This window comes from Vibrio gazogenes, assembly GCF_023920225.1.
GTDB classification, from domain to species: domain Bacteria; phylum Pseudomonadota; class Gammaproteobacteria; order Enterobacterales; family Vibrionaceae; genus Vibrio; species Vibrio gazogenes.
Genome location: NZ_CP092588.1, coordinates 624214 through 644095, shown reverse-complemented (window position 1 = coordinate 644095; position 19882 = coordinate 624214). Strand labels below are relative to the sequence as shown.

The 19882-nt window shown below is 43.1% G+C and carries 18 protein-coding genes and 1 tRNA gene; 12 read left to right on the top strand and 7 right to left on the bottom strand.

Translation table 11 applies throughout. The annotated features are described in order from the left end of the window. Positions 1-493: 493 nt before the first annotated feature. Genes MKS89_RS18450 through MKS89_RS18440 form a run of 3 tightly spaced genes read right to left on the bottom strand, consistent with a single transcriptional unit; the run spans position 494 to position 4117 of the window. Positions 494-1426: an ABC transporter permease gene (locus tag MKS89_RS18450; protein ID WP_072959625.1), complete on the bottom strand. Its 933-nt coding sequence runs from the start codon at positions 1424-1426 to the stop codon at positions 494-496. Further along, a complete protein-coding gene (locus tag MKS89_RS18445) occupies positions 1426-2592 on the bottom strand; it encodes an ABC transporter permease (RefSeq protein WP_083571265.1) in 1167 nt (388 codons plus the stop codon). The genes MKS89_RS18450 and MKS89_RS18445 overlap by 1 nt, the downstream gene beginning before the upstream one ends. After that, entirely contained in the window at positions 2585-4117 is a 1533-nt protein-coding gene (locus MKS89_RS18440; RefSeq protein ID WP_072959628.1) for an ABC transporter ATP-binding protein, read from the bottom strand. The genes MKS89_RS18445 and MKS89_RS18440 overlap by 8 nt, the downstream gene beginning before the upstream one ends. A 333-nt stretch (positions 4118-4450) precedes the next feature. Between MKS89_RS18440 and MKS89_RS18435 the strand changes: the two genes are divergently transcribed. The 7 genes from MKS89_RS18435 to modC all read left to right on the top strand — a co-directional run bounded on the left by MKS89_RS18435 (position 4451) and on the right by modC (position 12310). Beyond that, complete coding sequence (locus MKS89_RS18435; protein WP_072959631.1) at positions 4451-5098, top strand: TetR/AcrR family transcriptional regulator; 648 nt, start codon at positions 4451-4453, stop codon at positions 5096-5098. Between the two features lie 369 nt (positions 5099-5467). Further along, positions 5468-7165, top strand: coding sequence for a methyl-accepting chemotaxis protein (locus tag MKS89_RS18430; RefSeq protein ID WP_072959634.1), 1698 nt, complete (start codon positions 5468-5470; stop codon positions 7163-7165). Between the two features lie 77 nt (positions 7166-7242). Next, complete coding sequence (locus MKS89_RS18425) at positions 7243-8259, top strand: ABC transporter substrate-binding protein (protein WP_072959640.1); 1017 nt, start codon at positions 7243-7245, stop codon at positions 8257-8259. Next, positions 8256-9557 (top strand): GGDEF domain-containing protein, encoded by a 1302-nt coding sequence (locus MKS89_RS18420; protein WP_072959666.1) that lies wholly within the window; start codon positions 8256-8258, stop codon positions 9555-9557. The genes MKS89_RS18425 and MKS89_RS18420 overlap by 4 nt, the downstream gene beginning before the upstream one ends. Positions 9558-9799: 242 nt before the next feature. After that, positions 9800-10531 (top strand): molybdate ABC transporter substrate-binding protein, encoded by a 732-nt coding sequence (gene modA / locus MKS89_RS18415; protein ID WP_072959671.1) that lies wholly within the window; start codon positions 9800-9802, stop codon positions 10529-10531. Positions 10532-10551: 20 nt separating this feature from the next. Then, positions 10552-11226, top strand: coding sequence for a molybdate ABC transporter permease subunit (gene modB / locus MKS89_RS18410; protein ID WP_072959674.1), 675 nt, complete (start codon positions 10552-10554; stop codon positions 11224-11226). Positions 11227-11230: 4 nt separating this feature from the next. Then, entirely contained in the window at positions 11231-12310 is a 1080-nt protein-coding gene (gene modC, locus MKS89_RS18405) for a molybdenum ABC transporter ATP-binding protein (protein WP_083571267.1), read from the top strand. A gap of 81 nt (positions 12311-12391) precedes the next feature. On the opposite strand, the gene MKS89_RS18400 is transcribed toward modC, so the two are convergent. After that, on the bottom strand, positions 12392-12583 hold the full coding sequence (locus tag MKS89_RS18400; RefSeq protein ID WP_072959679.1) for a hypothetical protein: 192 nt from the start codon (positions 12581-12583) through the stop codon (positions 12392-12394). A 246-nt stretch (positions 12584-12829) separates the two neighbouring features. Here MKS89_RS18400 and MKS89_RS18395 point away from each other — a divergent pair. Then, positions 12830-12904, top strand: a tRNA-Gly gene (locus MKS89_RS18395). Between the two features lie 29 nt (positions 12905-12933). Here the strand turns inward: MKS89_RS18395 and MKS89_RS18390 are convergent. The 3 genes from MKS89_RS18390 to MKS89_RS18380 are packed head-to-tail and all read right to left on the bottom strand — an operon-like array spanning position 12934 to position 15839. Then, positions 12934-13071 carry a FeoB-associated Cys-rich membrane protein gene (locus MKS89_RS18390; protein WP_072959681.1) on the bottom strand — a complete coding sequence of 46 codons (138 nt, stop codon included), beginning with the start codon at positions 13069-13071 and terminating at the stop codon, positions 12934-12936. Between the two features lie 11 nt (positions 13072-13082). After that, positions 13083-15578, bottom strand: a complete 2496-nt coding sequence (gene feoB, locus MKS89_RS18385) for a ferrous iron transport protein B (RefSeq protein ID WP_072959683.1) — start codon at positions 15576-15578, stop codon at positions 13083-13085. Between the two features lie 27 nt (positions 15579-15605). Continuing rightward, positions 15606-15839: a FeoA family protein gene (locus MKS89_RS18380; protein ID WP_072959685.1), complete on the bottom strand. Its 234-nt coding sequence runs from the start codon at positions 15837-15839 to the stop codon at positions 15606-15608. A 227-nt stretch (positions 15840-16066) separates the two neighbouring features. Between MKS89_RS18380 and MKS89_RS18375 the strand changes: the two genes are divergently transcribed. The 4 genes from MKS89_RS18375 to MKS89_RS18360 all read left to right on the top strand — a co-directional run bounded on the left by MKS89_RS18375 (position 16067) and on the right by MKS89_RS18360 (position 19820). Continuing rightward, positions 16067-16378 (top strand): hypothetical protein, encoded by a 312-nt coding sequence (locus tag MKS89_RS18375; RefSeq protein WP_072959686.1) that lies wholly within the window; start codon positions 16067-16069, stop codon positions 16376-16378. A 29-nt stretch (positions 16379-16407) separates the two neighbouring features. Continuing rightward, complete coding sequence (locus MKS89_RS18370; RefSeq protein ID WP_072959688.1) at positions 16408-17193, top strand: DUF4198 domain-containing protein; 786 nt, start codon at positions 16408-16410, stop codon at positions 17191-17193. A gap of 932 nt (positions 17194-18125) precedes the next feature. Further along, complete coding sequence (locus MKS89_RS18365) at positions 18126-19109, top strand: hydroxyacid dehydrogenase (protein ID WP_207521970.1); 984 nt, start codon at positions 18126-18128, stop codon at positions 19107-19109. Positions 19110-19121: 12 nt separating this feature from the next. After that, the gene (locus tag MKS89_RS18360; RefSeq protein WP_072959691.1) at positions 19122-19820 is read left to right on the top strand and encodes an RraA family protein; all 699 of its coding nucleotides are present in this window, start codon (positions 19122-19124) and stop codon (positions 19818-19820) included. The last annotated feature ends 62 nt before the right edge of the window (positions 19821-19882 follow it).

Below are 19882 nucleotides of genomic sequence, written 5' to 3'. Positions count from 1 at the left end.
GACCTAACGCTGGATAAATGAGCGACAAATGCTGCCCAGAGGGTTCATCTGAACGTGTCTTGCTCTTTGTTACGGGTCATTTGCTTAGGATAGCTAAGCGGCATGCCCCGCGCCGCGATCAATACCCGTTCAGATTGAACAAAATTCAACCACGAAAGGTCAACAGCCCCTAGGCATAGACATTCACGGTGAGGCTCTGTTTTTATCAAACACGATTTTGCCAAACCGTTGATAAAAGACTGACTTGCAAAAAGCTGACCACATGGTTGTATTTTGACAAAATCAAATCTCAGCATGGTGTTACTTCGTTTGATTATCGATTGAACCGCTTCAAATTGGTTAGCGGTGTATTTACAGCCGAACGAATCATGGAAAATCCGAGCCGGGGCTACCCATTATGGGGCAATGATTGCACCATAATGGGTAGTTAGATAACAGATCCCACATCGTGATGAACTGACTTATGGACGAATTCAACTACGGATAAACTTAGCTATGAATGTAATTTGGGATCAAATGGTTTTCCCAGACTCATCGGAGTTGCCAATTTTTGACGCAATGCATCAGAGCTGATCAAAACCATGACAATCACTGTTGCTAGGTAGGGAATCATCGCTAATAAATTTGGGGAAATATCAATGCCTAATCCCTGCATCACTAAATGCATGATTGAGCTGCATCCAAATAAGTAGGCGCCGAGCATCAGATAACCAATTCGCCAAGATGCAAAGACGACCAGCGCAAGCGCGATCCATCCTCGGCCGGCGGTCATATTTTCCATCCACATCGGGGTGTAAGCTAATGACATATAAGCGCCGGCAAGTCCGGCCATTGCCCCGCCAAATGCAATGACGCCATAGCGAAGCCGAATGACATTGATCCCCAGAGCATTCGCTGCATGTGGATTCTCCCCCACGGCACGGATGGTCAGACCTAAGCGCGTTCTATGCATGACCCACCAAGTCAGACCGACAATCATAAAGCTAAGGTAGATCAATAAATCGTGCTGAAATAGGATCGGGCCGATAAAGGGGATCTGGCTGAGCCCGGGAATGGTTATCTCCTGAAATCCTTCAATCGTATTCCCCACCAATTGGCTGCCGAGAAATGCGCTCAGACCGGTCCCGAAAATCGTCAGGGCTAAGCCGGTGGCGACTTGATTGGTGTTCAGGGTCTGAGTCAGTATGGCAAATAACAGGGCCATCATGGTGCCGGCAAACATTGCAATGAGTAATCCCAAGCCGAGACTACCAGTGAAATAGGCACCGGCAAATCCAGCCATTGCTCCCATGAGCATCATGCCTTCCTGACCGAGATTCAGTACACCTGATTTCTCACAGACCAACTCCCCCAGCGCAATGAGCAGTAATGGAGTGCCTGTTTTTAAAGCAGCAATCAATATTTGTTGGATGAAAAGTATGTCCATTAAGCCGCTCCGTTGTCATTTTTCTGGTGGCTGGATTGAGGGGATGCCGTCTCATTCGAGAGCGCAAAAGCCGGTGTGATAGCAGAAGTAGTCGTTATGGCGACAGGCCTTTTTCTGCGGACTTTGATTTGGTAATGAATCAGGAAATCACATGCGAGCAGCGAAAACAGCAGGATACCCTGAAAGAGACCGGTAACTGCGGTCGGCAGACCTAACTCGATCTGGGCGAGATCGCTCCCCATGTATAAAGCGCCCATGAAGAAAGATGACACAATAATTCCGACCGGATTGAGTCTGCCCAGATAGGCGACAATAATCGCAGCATAGCCGTATCCGGGAGAGACGGAAGGGATCAACTGCCCAATCGGACCGGTTACTTCAGCAGCACCGGCGAATCCGGCTAATGCACCGGCAAACAGCATGACGCCCCAGACAATTTTATTCCGGTTAAATCCGGCATATTGCGCAGCGGAGGCATCCTCACCGAAGACACGGATCTTAAATCCCGGTAATGTTTTGAACAGAAGAATTGCGGTGATGATGGCAATCACAATGGCAGCAATAATACTGACCGATGCGCGTCCGCTGTCAAACAAGAGTGGTAGCATGACACCGTCTGGGAAGATGATCGATTCAGGGAAACCAAAACCATCAGGGTCGCTCAGTGGTCCATGAACGGCCCAGAGCAGAACATACAGACCAATATAGTTGAGCATAATCGTGGTCAGAATAATATTGGTATGAAACAGACGGTTGAGTAATGTGGGAATTGCAGACCAACACATGCCCGCAATTATTCCAGCCAATAAGACGAGCCCTAACATGGCCATGCCAGCATCTTCACTGGCATGAACCGCTACAGCACTGCTGGCAACGGCGCCGATCAACAGTTGCCCTTCTGCACCAATATTCCAGATATTTGCCCGATAGCAGATAGCCAGACCAACGGCACAGAGCAGTAAAGGCGTGGCTTTCACCATCAACTCGCCAAGATTGTAATTGTCACTGAAAGGTTGGAGTAAAAAGACGTTGAAAGCTTTGACCGGGCTGACATGCAGCCAGAATAACGTCAGGCTGGAAATCAGTAATGTCAGTGAAATCGCGATGAGTGGCGAAAACCAGGCCATCATACGTGAACTTTCGATGCGTGGTTGAACTTTAAGCATTGATGAGCTCCTCATCCTTTAAAAAACCACCGGCAATCCATTGTCCGATTTGCTCGATATTGGTCTCACTGGTTTTGACGATCGGAGACACTTGCCCTTCATAAATGGCGGCAAGACGATCGCTAATGACGAATAGTTCATCGATATCTTCTGAAATGACAATGATGGCCGCACCGGCATCTCTTAAGGCGATCAATTGACGATGAATAGCACTGGCTGCACCGATATCAACGCCCCATGTCGGGTGGGCACAAATCAAAATGCTGGGTTGTTGATTGACTTCACGACCAATAATGAATTTTTGTAGATTCCCTCCGGAGAGGCTCTTGGTCTGAGCTTGTTCATTACGGCATTTCACCTGATTGTCTCGGATCAATTTGCGGGCGAGGGTTTGCCTCATTTTTTGCTGAATAAAGCCAAAACGGGTCAGTTCAGCGGTATGTGTCAGTAGCGTATTTTCTTCCAGCGTCATATCCGGTACGGCACCTTGGCCTAAACGGTTGGTCGGCACATACGCCATGCCGAGGGCACGTCTGGCGCCTGCATCTAAATGCCCGACAGGTTGACCATGAAAAAAAATGCTTTCTTTCGGTGTGCGGTGATCCTCTCCGCTTAATGCTTCCAACAGATCTTCTTGACCATTTCCGGCCACACCGGCAATGCCAAGAATCTCACCACTGTGCATCGACAGGTTGACATCGGTCAGGCCACAGCCAAACGGGTGGGTTGGCGATAACGTCAGTTTATTCGTCTGTAAAAGTGTCTGTCCCCCCAACGATTTTGGATAGCTTTCTGAGAGTTCGGTATCGCTACCGACCATCATTCGGGCAATTGAATTTGGGGTTTCTTGTGCCGGAATACACGCCCCGGTGACTTTGCCACCACGAAGGATCACCGCTCGATCACATAGGGCCGTGACTTCTTTGAGTTTGTGGCTGATAAATAAAATACTACAACCCTCACTGGCTAACTTGCGTAGTACACGGAATAATCCGGCAACTTCCTGAGGAGTCAGCACAGATGTGGGTTCGTCAAGAATGAGTAAGCGAATATCCTGAATGAGGCAGCGTAATATCTCCAATCGTTGACGTTCGCCGATACTGAGGTGATGGACATAGCGATCCGGATCAACTTGCAAATCGTAACGTTGGCTAATTTCCAGCACTTTCTGTTTCAGATTATTAATTTTAAGGAGAAATTCTCGATCCAGACCCAACTCGATATTTTCCAATACTGTCAGTGTTTCGAATACTGAGAAGTGTTGGAAAACCATGCCAATTCCCATCGTTCTGGCTTGATTGGGAGAATGGATTTCAACTTCATGATTATCCCATAAGATCGATCCCTGACTGGGACGTGTGACACCATATATCATTTTGACTAGGGTTGATTTACCTGCACCATTTTCACCTAATAAAGCTAGGATTTCGCCTGTATGAAGCTTCAGATTTATCTGATCATTAGCCACAACCCCCGGAAAAAACTTGCTGACATTCCAGAGTTCCAAGAGTGGTATTTTTGTCATATTCAATGTATTCCCTTCAACATATCAGCAGGTGTGATGCAAAAAGCTGACCAACTGCTCAGTTATTAATGACTTTATTATCAATATAGTGAATAATATGTAGATAGCGTTTTGGGTAGGAGTGCCTGTCCCTGTAATGATTCCTGTCTTGGTAACTGTGTTTGTCCTTGTTTGTCCTTGTTTGTCCTTGTTGGTTCATGTGTTAAAAGTGTCTGTCCTCGTAACTTCGTAACTTCGTAACGACGCAACTAAGAGAAAGACTTGACAGCAATGAAGTAAATCAGGAATAACGGACCAACTCAATCAATACCTCAATAAGGGACGCTTCTTCATATGAAACAAATATCATCGCGTAAAGCTCAGACCGGCGCGATTCGTCAGCGCAATGAAGCGCTGATTCTTCAGGCTGCTGCGGATGAATTTGTCAAACATGGTTATAAAGGCACATCAGTTCAGGCTATTGCTGATCGGGTTCATTTGCCGAAGGCGAATATTCTTTATTACTTTCGTTCCAAAAAAGGTCTGTATTTGGCCGTGCTGGAAGACATTCTCAATCTATGGAACCAAGGGTTCTCCGAAGCCGCTTTAGAGCAACCGCCAGATGAAGTGATTGAACGTTATATTCAAGGGAAAATGCGTTATAGCCGCACTCATCCGAAAGAGTCAAAGATTTTTGCGTTGGAGTTGATCAATGGTGCACAACATATCCAGAACGCTATGCAGTTACCGATGGTGAAGTGGACAGAAAAAACTGCCACCATTATCCAAATTTGGGTTGAACGTGGTTTAATTCGCCCAATTGAACCGCTGTATCTGTTATTCATGATTTGGGGCGCGACACAATTTTATGCCGATTGTGATACAGAAATAGTTCTGATTAAAAAGCGTCCGCTCAATGATCAAGAGTTTGACGATGCCACGCAATTTGTTGTCGATATGGTTTTACGGGGGCTGGGGCTTCGGGCTGAATCATTTGAGTGAATGATATACCAACCATGACCTCAGACTCGGCTTATTAGATTGATAAAATAATATCCATTTGATTTTTATCATATTTTATGTGTGGTGTGACTTGACTGCCATGATTGAATTTTTCTCTGGTAAAGCGCGTTGAGGCAAAATCGTTCTTATAAGACCATTTTTATATTTTTGAGTGACATTACCGATTGTTTTTTCAGGCTTTAAGTGGAGATGCAAGCCTGTTTTATGGTCTATGACCAAAAAAATCTGAGCAATTACGCAATAGCCCTATACACTTAAGTTAAATATGTGAGTTTTGATGTGGTTGTATAGCATATGTATGAATATGTCATAACTCATAAATATACAAACTACAGTTGGCCGGATTTTATGATGCAATGGATAAAGAATCAGTCTATTATTGTCAAGATGGTCTTCCTTGTTGGGACGATGCTCATACTGACCATTATTCTTTCTTCTTTCAGCCTATTTAAGATGAACCGAGTGGCTGAAGAGGTGAAAGGAATTGCCCACGAACACATACCTTTGATTCAACTCGTCAGCGACGCCACTGTAAAACAGTTACAAAGTGCATTAATTGTTGAGAAAGCACTGCGAGCAGCGAAGTTCACGGTAGATGTTGATGCGGAAGAATTACTACGTCTACAACAGAACTTTGGCCTCGTTTCGCAGACGTTTGATCAGGAAATTCAGCAAGCACAGTCTAACCTAAAAGAGATGTTGCAAGAGCATCAAGATGGTGTGCTTGAGAAAGAGCAACGACTATTGCAGCATTTAAATGCTGTGATTACCCATCACCAGCGCTATGAGGACTCTGCTACTGAGATCCTTCAAGCCGTTGCGGAGCATAAAACCAGTCAAACATTATCTGAACAAGCTCGGCAACTGGAAGCGCAGCAGACCGTTCAGAACCATGAACTTAGTGCACTTTTAGCCGAAGTTGAAAAACTCACTGAATCATCGCTTATGCAAACGGAGCTCGAAGAGCAACAGGCCATATGGGGGATGGTTTTATTGGTGGCTGTCTCGTTATCCGTTGGTTTACTGATTGGTTTGTTTATCAGTCGTCAATTAGTTCATTCCTTGTCTTATGCCTGTACGGTTGCTGAGCAGATGTCTCAAGGCAACTTTGATCTTGATGTTCAGGTGGATCGTCATGATGAAGTCGGGCGCCTATTAGGCGCGATGCAGATGATGTCGAATTCATTGGGCAATATTGTGTCGTCAGTGATGAATAGTAGCGATTCGATTGCGACTTCAGTGGTTGAGTTGGCGACTGTTGCCAGTAGTAACCGACAAGCGGTTGATGAGCAGCAGCAGAATACCGAGCAGGTTGCGAGTGCCATGACTGAAATGGCCGCGACAATTACGCAAGTTGCAGCCAATGCCGAAGGGGCTTCCTCATCCAGTCGGCGAGCGGAAGCCTATGTGAAAGATGGGTGCCGGATAATTGAAGAAACCAACCATCTTGCGGAAAATTTGGTGGAAAGTGCTGAAAACTCACAGGCTCTGATCACCAATTTACAATCAGGCACAACGAAGATTCAGGATTTTGTGTCTGTCGTGAATGCCATTGCAGAACAGACTAATTTATTGGCTTTGAATGCGTCGATTGAGGCTGCAAGAGCAGGTGAACAGGGGCGGGGCTTTGCTGTGGTTGCCGATGAAGTTCGAGTGTTGGCAGCACGTAGTCAGGAAGCGACTCAAGAAATTGATTCATTAATTGAATCATTGGTGAGCAACACTGACTCGGCAGTCGGTGCGATTCAGGTCAGTAGTGAGCAAATTGGTCAGTCTTCAGTATTGATTCAGGATATCAGGCAACAAATGAATCTTATTGATCAGGCACTTATCGAATTGAACGAGGCGAATGTTCAGATTGCGACGGCCAGTGAACAACAGTCGGTTGCGGCAGAACAGATTAGCCGTAGTATGGTTCATATCAGAGACTCTGGGCAATCCGTGCTGATGAGCACGAATGAAACTAAACAAGCCAGTGAAGACTTATCGGTACAGGCTTCTGATTTACGCCATTTAATGTCTCAGTTTCGGGTTAAGTCAGGATAACTGGATAGGTTGTTGATGACATGATGAGTCACTCCTGAATCTTCATACAGGTGTGGAGCAATATGGACAATGGATAGATGATCACTCGTTTTACTTTTCTTAGATGGATTGGATTGCTGATCATACTGGCAGTCGGCTTTTCTATATTTCTATTTTTGGTGCATAAAGAGCAATCAATGATGATACCAAAGTCTAAAGAGCATGTTCGTATTGCTGTTTCTCAGACACCATTGTCTTCGCCATTTTTGGTTGCAAAGCAATTAGGCATATTCGCCAAATATGGATTAGATGTAACGTTGGTTCCTTGTTATGGCGGTGTAGCCTGCATTAATGAACTCTTTTCCGGTACGGTGGACTACGCTACATCTTCTGAATCGGTGGTGATGTTTGAAAGTTTTAAACGCAACGATTTTATGGTTCTGAGTAGTTTTGTTGAATCGGACCATGACGTGAAACTGTTGTCATTACAACGTACCGGTGTTCGTCAAGTGAGTGATTTGATTGGTAAAACGGTGGGGATGGTTAAAGCAAGTTCTTCAGAGTTTTATCTGGATGCATTGTTATTGGTCAATAACCTCACCAACAATCAAGTTAACAAGGTTTATTTAAAACCACAGGCACTTACCACTGCGTTGTTTGAGGGACGGGTTGACGCGATATCTGTGTGGGAGCCATATGGTTATCAGGCGGCGTCACAATCAGCCGCGCCTCTGGTTAATTTAAGTTTAAGCGGTGTATATCAACTCTCATTCAATCTGTTGATGATGCGCACGTCTTATATTCAAAAACAAGAGACCCATCAACGTTTATTGCAAGCACTGGCAGATACTATTGATTGGATTCATCAACATCCTGAATCGTCCCGGAGCATTGTAGGCAGGGTACTTTCTGTCAAGAAAATTCAGCTGGAAAGTACTTGGAAAGACTATGTTTTCCGGCTTTCGTTAGGGAATGCATTGTTGTCTAATTTGCAGTTGCAGGCGCGTTGGGCCATTGATAGCGGTATCGTCAAAGGTCCGTTGCCGGATTACCGCAAGATGCTTGCCTCAGATACGTTAGAACGGTTACAGGATCAACAGGACGTTTTACCATGATCCGTTCAATTTCTCGAAAACTACTGTTGCTATTAATCACGACCTTACTGTTGTTTGGGTTGATTATTTTTTCGCTCTGGAGTTTAGCCCAAGAGCAAGCTCAGACCCGGAATAATTTAGAATCCATTATGCAGATTCAGTTGAGTATTGATTCATTGCGTAGTCAGTTGTGGGGATTCTTGCAGTATGAAGACACCGATATGTTGAAACAGGTTGCTGCAGCACAGAAAAAGCTATCGGAAAAATTAGAACAATTTACCCATTCAGACCGCTATACGAAAAATATGATCCGGATGAATGAAAATTTGTCGGTTTTGGTTGCTCAGGAGATAACATTTGGTGAGTCTGCCATGACAAGGGAAGGGAGAATGTCTGGCCGGGATTTACTGCATGCCCGATATAACATGTTGGTGCAGAATATGACAGAAAACCTGCTCGACTTGCAAAGGAAGACATTGAATCAAAGTCGTGAAAATCAACAGATCACACTGTTACTGACGGCCACGAATTTATTGATTTTTTCTGCGTTTGTCTGGGTGTTCGCTTTGCAAATTTATCGACATTTCCAGCATGGCTTTAAAGCCCTGAAACATGGTTTTCATGAGTTAGCGCAAGGTAAATTGAGCAGTCAGATCGAGACAAGCCATTTAGACTCAGAATTTGTTTCACTGGCGGGGTTATTTCACCAGATGAAAAGTGCACTGAGAAAGACAATGGTGTCCAGGGATGATTTACAAACGGAAGTTCATCGACAAACTGAGGAGCTAAAAGCGCAAAAAGAGCGTTTGCTCTTTCTGTCTGAACATGATTATCTGACTGGATTGCTGAATCGGCGCGCTTTTGAGGAGCATTTGGAACGCGTTTTAATCAAAGCAAGTCACTCTGGTGCGAAAGTGGCGGTCTTGTTTTTAGACTTAGATAAATTTAAACAGATAAATGATAATTATGGTCATGAAATCGGTGATGAACTAATCCGCAGCATTGGTGAACGGATTCATCATCATATCCGAGCCTCTGATTTTGCCGGACGCATTGGTGGCGATGAATTTGTGATTTGTTTGGATTTACTGGAAAATGTCGATTATATCGAGACCCGGATCAAACGCTTGTCAGAAGAGATCACTCAACCGGTTGCGGTGAACGACGTACAAATTTCTGTTGGTGTCAGTATCGGGATGAGTTGCTTTCCGGATGATGCATTAAATAAACAAGGGCTACTTTCTCATGCTGACAAATCAATGTATGAGGTCAAATATGGCAAACGTATCGAAAGTCTAGATATATCAGATGCGGTATGAGCCCGAGTGTTCTTTTCTTATTTTCTCTCCATCTTATCTTTCCTCCATATTCCTCAAATTTTTCAATCCATCCTTTAGGTTCATACCAGAGATTTCGGTTCATGATTGGTTTTGCCTGAGGAATAGTCGTTTGAATTATTGCTGTTAAAACTTCATCTTAGGGCGACTTGGGTATATTCTGATGCGATTGATGAATATTCAATAGATTGAGTTATCGTCACCTGTCGACTAAGGATATAAGTATGAAAGTTCGTTTCATCGTATTGATGAGTGGGTTGTTATTGAGTGTGTCTTGTTGGTCTGCAGACGCTTTATTTGCGGTTGCGAATAATTTTTATCGGCCAATGAAAGCGCTGAGTCAGGATTTTGAATCACAGTTTCCACATCATATCGAAATTTCAACCGGGGCGACTGGGCAGTTATATGTTCAGATTACGCAGGGTGCACCGTTTGATTTATTTTTTGCAGCGGATACTGCCCGCCCGACCAAATTGGTTCAGGCTCAGCAGGCGAGCGATCAATTTACGTATGCGCGAGGCACGCTCGTTTTATGGTCTGCACAACCAAAGATTGCAGTGAAAGATCTCTTACTGAGCGGGAATTATACACATCTCGCGATGGCAAACCCCCAATTGGCACCGTATGGTCTTGCTGCGCAGCAGGTTCTTGAAAAAATGGGACTATATACGAAAATTCAGGATAAAATCGTCCAAGGTAAGGGACTGAATCCCACATTCCAGTTTGTTGTCACCGGCAATGCCGCGCTGGGATTTGTGGCGAAATCTCAGGTTTATCAGAATAATCATTATCAATCCGGTTCTTACTGGGAAGTCCCACGTGAAGATTATGCTCAAATCCGGCAAGATGCGGTGGTATTACCAGCCGGACAGACCAATAAGGCCGCGCAGGCATTTCTGCATTATCTGCAGACGGATAGGGCACAGCGTATCATCCAGAGTTATGGATATCGGTAAGTGAATTTAAAGGTAAATGGATGGAAATTGACAGCGTTGTGGTGCTGACAACCTTAAAACTAGCCGGGGTCGTCACTTTCAGTTTGTTGGTGCTTGGGATTCCGGTTGCGTGGTGGCTATGCGTTTCTAAATGTCGCTATAAAGGGGTCGTTGAAGCGATTTGTTCCCTGCCGATGGTGTTACCGCCGACGGTACTGGGTTTTTATCTATTACTTCTTTTTTCGCCTCAAAGCATGATTGGTCAGCTATTGCAACAACTCCATCTTGGACAATTACCTTTTTCTTTTACTGGGATTGCGATTGCTTGTACCATCCATTCTTTTCCATTTGTCTTACAACCTTTGAAAAATGCATTTCTTGCGATTGGGCAATTACCGATTGAAGTTGCGGCAACGCTCAGAGCCTCTCCGTGGGATCGTTTCCGTTCTGTGATTTTACCATTGGCCTGGCCGGGGATTTTTTCGGCGGCCATTATGGGGTTTTGCCATTCACTGGGCGAGTTCGGGGTTGTCTTGATGATTGGTGGTAATATTCCGGGCAAAACTCGGGTGATGTCGGTTGAGATTTACAACTACGTTGAAGCGCTTGAATTCGGTAAAGCGCATTTACTTGCCGGCAGTTTGGTTGGCTTCTCTTTTATCGCTTTGTTAGTGATGTATTGGTTGAATCATCGCTATCGTTATTCGGAGAGGTGAGTTTTTGAGTTCTATTCATGCGGCATTCGCCATTACTTATCCTGATTTCTCTTTAGCGGTTGATTTAACATTACCCGCTTCTGGTATCACGGTGCTATTCGGCCCTTCCGGTTCTGGAAAAACGACGTGTCTGCGAGCGATCGCTGGGTTAGTGAATCCAGCGCAGGGGAGACTACAGGTCGGTGATGAGGTTTGGCAGTGTTCTGAGCAAGGGATCTTTCTCCCGACACATCGGCGTGATATTGGCTATGTTTTTCAGGAAGCCGGATTATTTCCGCATTTATCCGTTCAGCAGAATCTGGAATATGGTTATCGACGGATCCCAGCCAGTAAACGGCGGATCTCTGTGGACAGTATTTGTCGTTTTATCGGTGTGAGCCATCTGTTGGATCGTTCGGTTCATCAGCTCTCCGGGGGAGAGAAACAGCGAATTGCGATTGCACGCGCATTGCTGACTTGTCCCAAATTGTTATTGATGGATGAGCCGTTATCGGCACTGGATGTCAAATTGAAATCCGAGATCCTACCGTATTTGGAAAAAATTCATCAGGAGCTGTCCATTCCGGTGATTTATGTGACACATTCGGTTCGGGAGCTGGCTCGTTTAGCCGATCATGTTGTGTTGTTTCAAAACGGACAGGTCGTTGTCAGTGATCAGGCAGAGGTTGTGATGTCCGATCCCCGTCATCAGGATATATTTGGTGATGAGTTGGGGAGTATTTTTGATACACGAGTGGTTGACCATCATTCAGATCGGATCACACAGCTCAATAGTGACGGTGTCATGATTTGGGCGCCCGGGCACATTGGGGAGAAAGGTCAGTCGTACCGCTGCCGAGTGTTGGCTTCTGATGTCAGTATTGCGCTGTGTGAGCCGGAACAAACCACAATGCTCAATCGCCTGCCGGCTGTGATTGTCGATATTGACCATCGTAAAGAGCAGCAAGGGCAAGTGGTTGTGGTACTGGCATTGTCCAGTCACCATCGGCTGCTGGCACAAATTACGCTGAGATCAGCATCTGAATTGGGGTTATCGGCCGGCATGTCCGTGTGGGCGCAGATCAAGTCCGTGGCATTGTCCTGAGCCGAGCTGAACGCATATTAATATGCCCAAACAGCATTGGGCTATCTGGGCATATTCTTACCAAAGTCGGTCCCTCGATGATTAACGCCAGTCCTCATCTAGGAAGTCTTTGCCTTCCGGCGCATATGGACCTTCGTCATTCAATGAATGATCCACGATATCCTGTAAATGTTCTAATTGCCGTTCCAGATGATTGATGGTTTGGTAATCACCCTCGGAGCAAGCAACATAGATCTGCTGCTCAAGTGATTCAATACGATCGCGAATGTTCATATTGCACCTCCTCTATTGATGATGGTGTCTATCACCGTGGTACTCAGTGTTAGTGTAGTCAAAAGATCGCGGAGCGAAAATGTTTTCAGTCCGACTAGAAATAGGGATGAATACCACTATTTTTGTGGTTATTTGCTAACCGATTGATATCGATTTGCTGATGAAGTGTGCAAACAAACGGTTTTTAGGCAAAAAGCGCTTTTCTTTTTTTTTAGTTGTGGCATCTTATCGACCTCAAGCCGATATGCGGGCATCGTATAATGGCTATTACCTCAGCCTTCCAAGCTGATGATGCGGGTTCGATTCCCGCTGCCCGCTCCAAGCTTTTCTTCCTCCCTTGTTACAACACCTCATTTGCATGAACCATCACATCCACCGCCACATTTGCCTTTTTTCTTAAAAATTTTTACGTAGAGATAATACGCAGCACCTGCAATACATAGGCCCAATATTGCAATATCCCAAAAACTATATGACTGTTCAACCATGAAATGTGCTCCTAAATATTCTTAATTTCTATTTCATCAGGTAAGCGTTTGCGTATTAAATGGTCTTTAAAGCCGAGTAATAGCAATAAGAATAATCCAGTAAAGTATGCAGTAGTCATCGCTTGAATACCTGATAGATTAAACACCGTACCTATCGTAAAGACTGTACTAGCGACGGCAAAACCGAGAGTTGTTGGCAATACGATGGATAACAACATCCATTTATATTCACCGGTTTGTACTTTAATCATCATAACTGTCGCAAGGCATGGTGGGTAAAGTATAAAGAAAAGGATAAGTGCAACTGCTGTGATTTCACCATGCTGACTTAAGCCATCGGCACTTTCCATCCTCTGCTCTAATTTTTCGTTGCTATCCTCATCTTGCTGAAAAAGCACACCAAGTGTTGCTACACTGCTTTCGCGAGCTGCGAAAGAAGAAAATAGCGCAACGTTAATTTTCCAATCAAAACCTGCAAATTGGGTGACTGGTTCAATTGACCGCCCAAAACTACCTAAAAGTGATGCTTCAAGGCGTCTCTCTTTCATCTCTCGGCGTATTTTTTTGCGTTCGGATGTCAGTTTTCGTAATGCACGTGATACAACTTTTGCGCCTTTATCACCTTTTGGTGGTACGATTAGCACGTAAAAATCGGGGTTACGTTTTTCAAAGTCCACATTGACACGTTTAGACTCTTCCGCCCCAGAAGCGTTAAGTTTTGCGCGTTTGAAGTCAGTGTAGTAATTAACGAGAGAGGGTAAGTTTTCTTCATTTATAGATTCTGCGTAATCGGTTTTAGCGATGCTACGCTCAAATTTTTGTATCGCTTTATTAGCGGCATCATGAAAAGCTTGTTTTTCACCTTCTGGTACCCCAGGGAACTGAAGTAATACGAAAATAATGGTTGAAACGGCCAGAACGATAGTTCCCACCTTTTTTATGTAAATCCAAGTTCTTTCTATGGAACGAGTCACCACACTACGTGCGGTGGGTAAATTATAGCGTGGTAGTTCCATGACAAAAGGTGCGGTTTCTGTTTTTCGTAGAACAGTTTTGGTTAGCAATTTCGCAACCAATAACGCACTAATAATACTGATGGTCGAGATATAAAACATCATGAGCGCTTTGTCTTCTACAAAAAAGATACCCAGTAACAAAGTATAGAGCGGAATTTTCGCTAAACAGTTCATGTATGGCACAGTCAGGATGGTTGCTAACCTTGCTCTGTTATCCGGAATCCCCTTAGTCGCCATAACACCGGGAACCGCACAGCCTCCAGCGAATACACCCGCCAAAATCATCGGTAAGGTACTTTGCCCATGAAGGCCAAACTTATGCAGAACCCGGTCAGAAATGAAGGCGATACGTGCCATGTATCCAGAGTCTTCAAGGATGGCGATTAACGCAAACAGAATGATAAAGATAGGGATATAGTTTAAAAGCGTATTGGCTGAGTCCACCATCCATAAACCTAAAGAGCGAACATAAGGGTCATAAAGGAAGCCTGCATCTGGCAGAATACCCGCTATAATTTCTCGCAGTGAAGCCAGGTAGGGCCACCAGTAGTTAGTCAGTTCATAGCCGTAGACAATGGAACATTGATAAATGATAAAAACGGTTGCAACTAAGAATAACGGAGCCCCAATCTTGTTCAGAACGACTCGATCAATTCTTTGGCTCATCGATGGCTTGTCAGAATGGCTCTCAAATATTACTGATGCATCAATGAGCTGTTTTACCGCTTTTTGTCTTTGAGCAACGATATAATCACTAACGGTCATTGCAAGTTCTTCTGATAAATCAACCAGTTTAGCGTCAAGGTCGTTTTTAAAGATCTCAAATGAAGTGCTATCGGTGTTGTTTGCCAAAAGCTTCAGGACTTCACTATCTTTTTCCAACAACTTTAGAGCCGCCCAACGTAAAGATGGTAATTCCGATAGCGACAGTTGTTCTATAAATTGGCAGATGGAATCTAGCGTCGATTCGATTTTAGGATATGAGACGGAATAATTTGTTTTCTTCGCTTGTCCCAGCACCGATTTTATTGACTTAGTTCCCTGGTTTACACGGCCCACACAAGAAATCACGGGAATATTCAGCGCGTTAGATAGTGCATCTTGGTCGATTTTTACTTTCTCTGCCGCAGCGACATCCATCATATTGAGTACTAGCACTAATGGCTGTTCTAGCTCGATTAATTGCAGGGTTAAATGCAAGGATCGCTGAATGTTTGAAGCGTCCATTACATTCAATACAACGTCTGCTTTCTCTTCTAACAGAGCTTTTCTTGCTACACGCTCCTCAAGAGAGAAACTCGTTAAGCTATACGTCCCTGGTAAATCTATAAGTTGATATTTTTCATTCTCATGAGAAAAATAGCCCGCTTTTTTATCTACAGTAACACCGGGGTAATTGGCAACGTGCTGCTTTGCGCCGGTAAGCATGTTAAATATTGTCGATTTACCCGCATTTTGTTGCCCAGCCAGAAGAACTCTTTTATTAGCCATATCTTTTTCCCTACTTCGCTTCCGTGCTTACGAGTGTGTTTCAACCGTAATTAAATCCGCTTCACTTTTTCTCACGACTACGCTGGTAATCCCTACTCGTATTTCTATTGGATCCCCCAAAGGTGCTTTACGAATGAACACTATCTCCATATGAGGTAGTAGCCCTAGGTCTAACAAGCGTTGACGAGTCGCACCTTTTGACTGATGGGAGACGATGGTCGCTTTGTTTCCTACGGGGACTTGTGAAAGTAAGGTACGCATAAATGGTAAAACCTAAAATGAGAAACAGTTAACAACAGTTTAAGAGGCATAACTCGCATTGAAAATAAGCTTAGTCATAAGTTTAAGCGAGTGTTGATCTGGATCAATAGTAATACAAATAAGAATGATTCGCACTAGTATTTTAGAATTTTCTGAAGTAACTTAATGGCTATTGTACGCAACGTAACCGCATGTTGTTGTTTAAATGCTCATGACTTGGAGGCTCAATGAACAAAGTAAAACTAACGGTTTTTCTAGCCGCTTTTATTCCAGCACTCTCATTTGCGCACACCCCACTTTGCTCGTGCTATGACATGGGAGATGGAACGGTACTATGTGAAGGTGGTTTCTCTGATGGTTCATCGGCCGCGGGTGTGAAGATGTCAGTATTGGACGCCAATGGCGCTGAACTTATCAGCAGTAAAATGAGTGAAGATGGCGAATTTGAATTTAAAAAACCATCTGGTCAGTACTCGGTGCTATTTGATGCTGGCCCCGGCCACAAGATTGAAGTTGATAGCAAAGATATTGTCGAATAGTTAATTAATCTATAAGTAAGGACTTTTCAATGAAAAAAACAACTCTGGCTTTAGGTCTAGCAGCTTTAGGTTTATCAGCAGCGAGTCAAGCTCACTTTCAACTTTTATATACCCCAGAATCGCAGCTTGAAGCGCCAACAACATTAGATATGAAACTTGTGTTTGGCCACCCAATGGAAAATGGCCATGTGATGAACATGGATCAACCAGAAGAGTTTTTCGTGACGTTTAAAGGTGATAAAACCGATCTTAAAGATAAACTCAAAAAAATTACCTGGAGTGGTCACGATAATAAAGCGGATGCGTTCCAAGTTGAATATAAAGTTCGTCGTAATGGTGATTACATATTCACTCTAGTACCTGCACCATACTATGAAGCAGGCGAAGATATTTACATTCAGCAAATTACTAAGCGCTATATTAATAAGGGGGCGATGCCGACTGGCTGGGAAGAGCCGTTAGGTCTTAAAACAGAGATCGTTCCAAAAAATAAACCTTACCAAATTTTCACCGGTAGCACTTTTACCGGTCAACTTCTTTCATCTGGTAAACCAGCGGCTGGTGTTGAATGTGAGATTGAGTTCGTAAACACAGAAGTTGATACTAAAGCAAATGGTTTTGGTAAAGGCACGTTCCGTGATGTGCCGGCTTCAGCAATGGTCGCAATCACGGATGACAACGGCATGTTTACATTTGGTATTCCAGCGGCAGGCAAATGGGGTTTTGCGTGCTTAGGTTCTGGTCCAGATACAGAGTTTAAAGGTAAAGAGCTTTCGCAAGATGCAGTTATTTGGATCGAAGCTAAAGACTTATAATCAACTTTTACTGTAATTTAACTTCGCTCTGCTTATAAATTTTTTATGGGTGGAGCGTTTTTGTTTTTAGAGTTTTCAAAGAGGGCACAACTCAATGAATGGGTTCTACCCGTTTTCACGGACGGTTTAGTAACGACGTAAACTTGTCCTGTATTGATTTGCCAGTTTACGTACGTTGAAAGCGTTGAAAGGACAGACACTATATCCTCCAATACCCATCTTGTAATCGATTCTAAATCACTTCACCTAAAGCAATATTTTCCCACCTATCATATGAATGTCTTAAATTAAACACGCTCAAGTGAAACTGCATGTATATATTCCGTTGAAAGGACAGACACTATATCCTGCAAATACCCATCTTGTAATCGATTCTAAATCACTTCTCCTAAAGCAATATTCTCCCACCTATCATATGAATGTCTTAAATTAAACACGCTCAAGTGAAACTGCATGTATATATTCCATTGAAAGGACAGACACTATACCCTGCAAATACCCATCTTGTAATCGATTCTAAATCACTCTCCTAAAGCAATATTTTTCCACCTATCATATGAATATCTTAAATTAAATACTTACAAGTGAAACAATATGTATATATTCAGTGTATTTTTCGTCCTATAGTTATTATTGTTATAGTTTAATTTTTAAAATAAATTTGAATTATTAAATTATTTAAACAATAAATAAAAACACTTGCAGTGTAGTGTCTTTTAAAAATGAATTTCTGTCTAAAAATAAATGTGAGCAATGTTGTTTTATCAATTCATTATGAAATTCACCTATTTCATGATGAATTATAATTGATTGGTTCAGCAGAAAAAGTGTGATTTTAATCGTGAGCGCATTTATTTTTATCATTACAAATCATATGGTTATAATTTTATTGACGGGATTTTATTTATGGCATGGGAACTGCAAATATATAAATGAACATTAAATATTGGAGAAAAATAAAAATGGGTTACAAAATTTTACTTCCTCAAGAAATAATGAAGGAAGGACGTGAATATCTTGAAAGCCGTGGTTACGAATTAATTGATGGCTCAGGAATGGAAGAAGAAGATATCATCCGAGATATTCCCGATTGTGATGGCATTATTGTTCGTTTGTCAAAAATGACAGACGCAGTTTTTGCGGCAGCACCGAAATTAAAAGTCGTTGCACGTCATGGTGCCGGATATGACACAGTCGATTTAGAATCCGCTAAAAAACACGGTGTGATGGTTCTGAATGCGCCCATTGCGAACAGTATGTCGGTCGCTGAGTTGGCCATCTTTTACATGCTGTACTGTTCTCGTAATTTCAAGATGGTTGAAAACCACATGCTTGACGACTACTACTTTGCCAAATTGAAAACTAGTAAAGTTGAGTTAGATGGCAAAACACTCGGTATTGTCGGCATCGGTAACATCGGCTCTCGAGTTGCTAAGAAAGCGCTTCATGGTTTTAACATGAAAGTTATTGCTTACGACCCTTATAAAACTCAAGAACAAATCCCTGAAGGTGTTGAGCTGGTTAATGATTTTGACACTATTTTCAAAGAAAGTGACTTTGTTTCAATGCATTGCCCTGCAACAAAAGAAACGATTGATTTCGTTGGACAAAGACAATTTGATTTGATGAAGAAAACCGCATATTTCATCAATACCGCACGTGGAAAAATTGTTGATGAAGCTGCTTTATACGACGCACTTGTTAGCCATTCTATCGCAGGCGCTGGTGTTGATGTGCTTAAAGAAGAGCCATTTGATCCTAACCACCCAGTATTTACTTTGGAAAATATTGTTGTTGCGCCACATATCGGTGCTGCGACAAAAGAAGCCACTGACCGTGCATCGTTACATTCCGCTATCGGGATTGATGAAGTTTTATCCGGTAACAAGCCAAGTTGGCCAGTCCCAGGTTTTTAAGGAGTAAATATTATGTCTATTGGTAATCGAGTTTATAAAGGGCGTCCAGCATTCAACTTAAGCTTATTGGCTGAATATGAACAATTGCCTACAGCAAATATTGCGGATCAAATGAACCGAATTGCTGTATTAGGGAATGGAATCAAGCGGATTTCGTCGCCAGAGAAACCAATTATGGCTGGTTATGCCATTACAGTAAAAGTAAGAGCTGGCGATAATTTAATGCTACATGCTGCATTAGAGTTGGCCGGTCCAAATGATGTCATTGTCGTATCGAATGAAGGTGATCGTACTCGAGCAATTATGGGTGAGATTATGGTTACTTATGCGAAATATGATCGAAAAATTGGAGGCATCGTACTGGATGGCCCAATTCGAGATATCGATGCATTGTCGCAAATGGATTTTCCATTATTTGCTACAGGAGCGAACCCTGCAGGTCCATTTAAAGAAGGCCCTGGTGAAGTAAATACGCCGATTGCTGTTGGTGGCGTTGCTATATGCCCTGGCGATCTCATTGTTGGTGATGCTGATGGCGTCATTGTCATTCCAAATCAAGATGCCGAATCACTGTTAGATAAAGCAAAAGAATATTCTAAATTTGATGCAAGTAAAGTTGAAGCCGCAAAAAATGGTAAGGCAAATAAAAGTTGGGTAATGAAATCCCTTGAAGCCAAGGGAACTGAATTTTTTGATCATCCATATAAATAATTTAATAACCAATAATTAATTACATAGGGCATAAATTTTGCCCTATGTGAGAAGTGAAATTA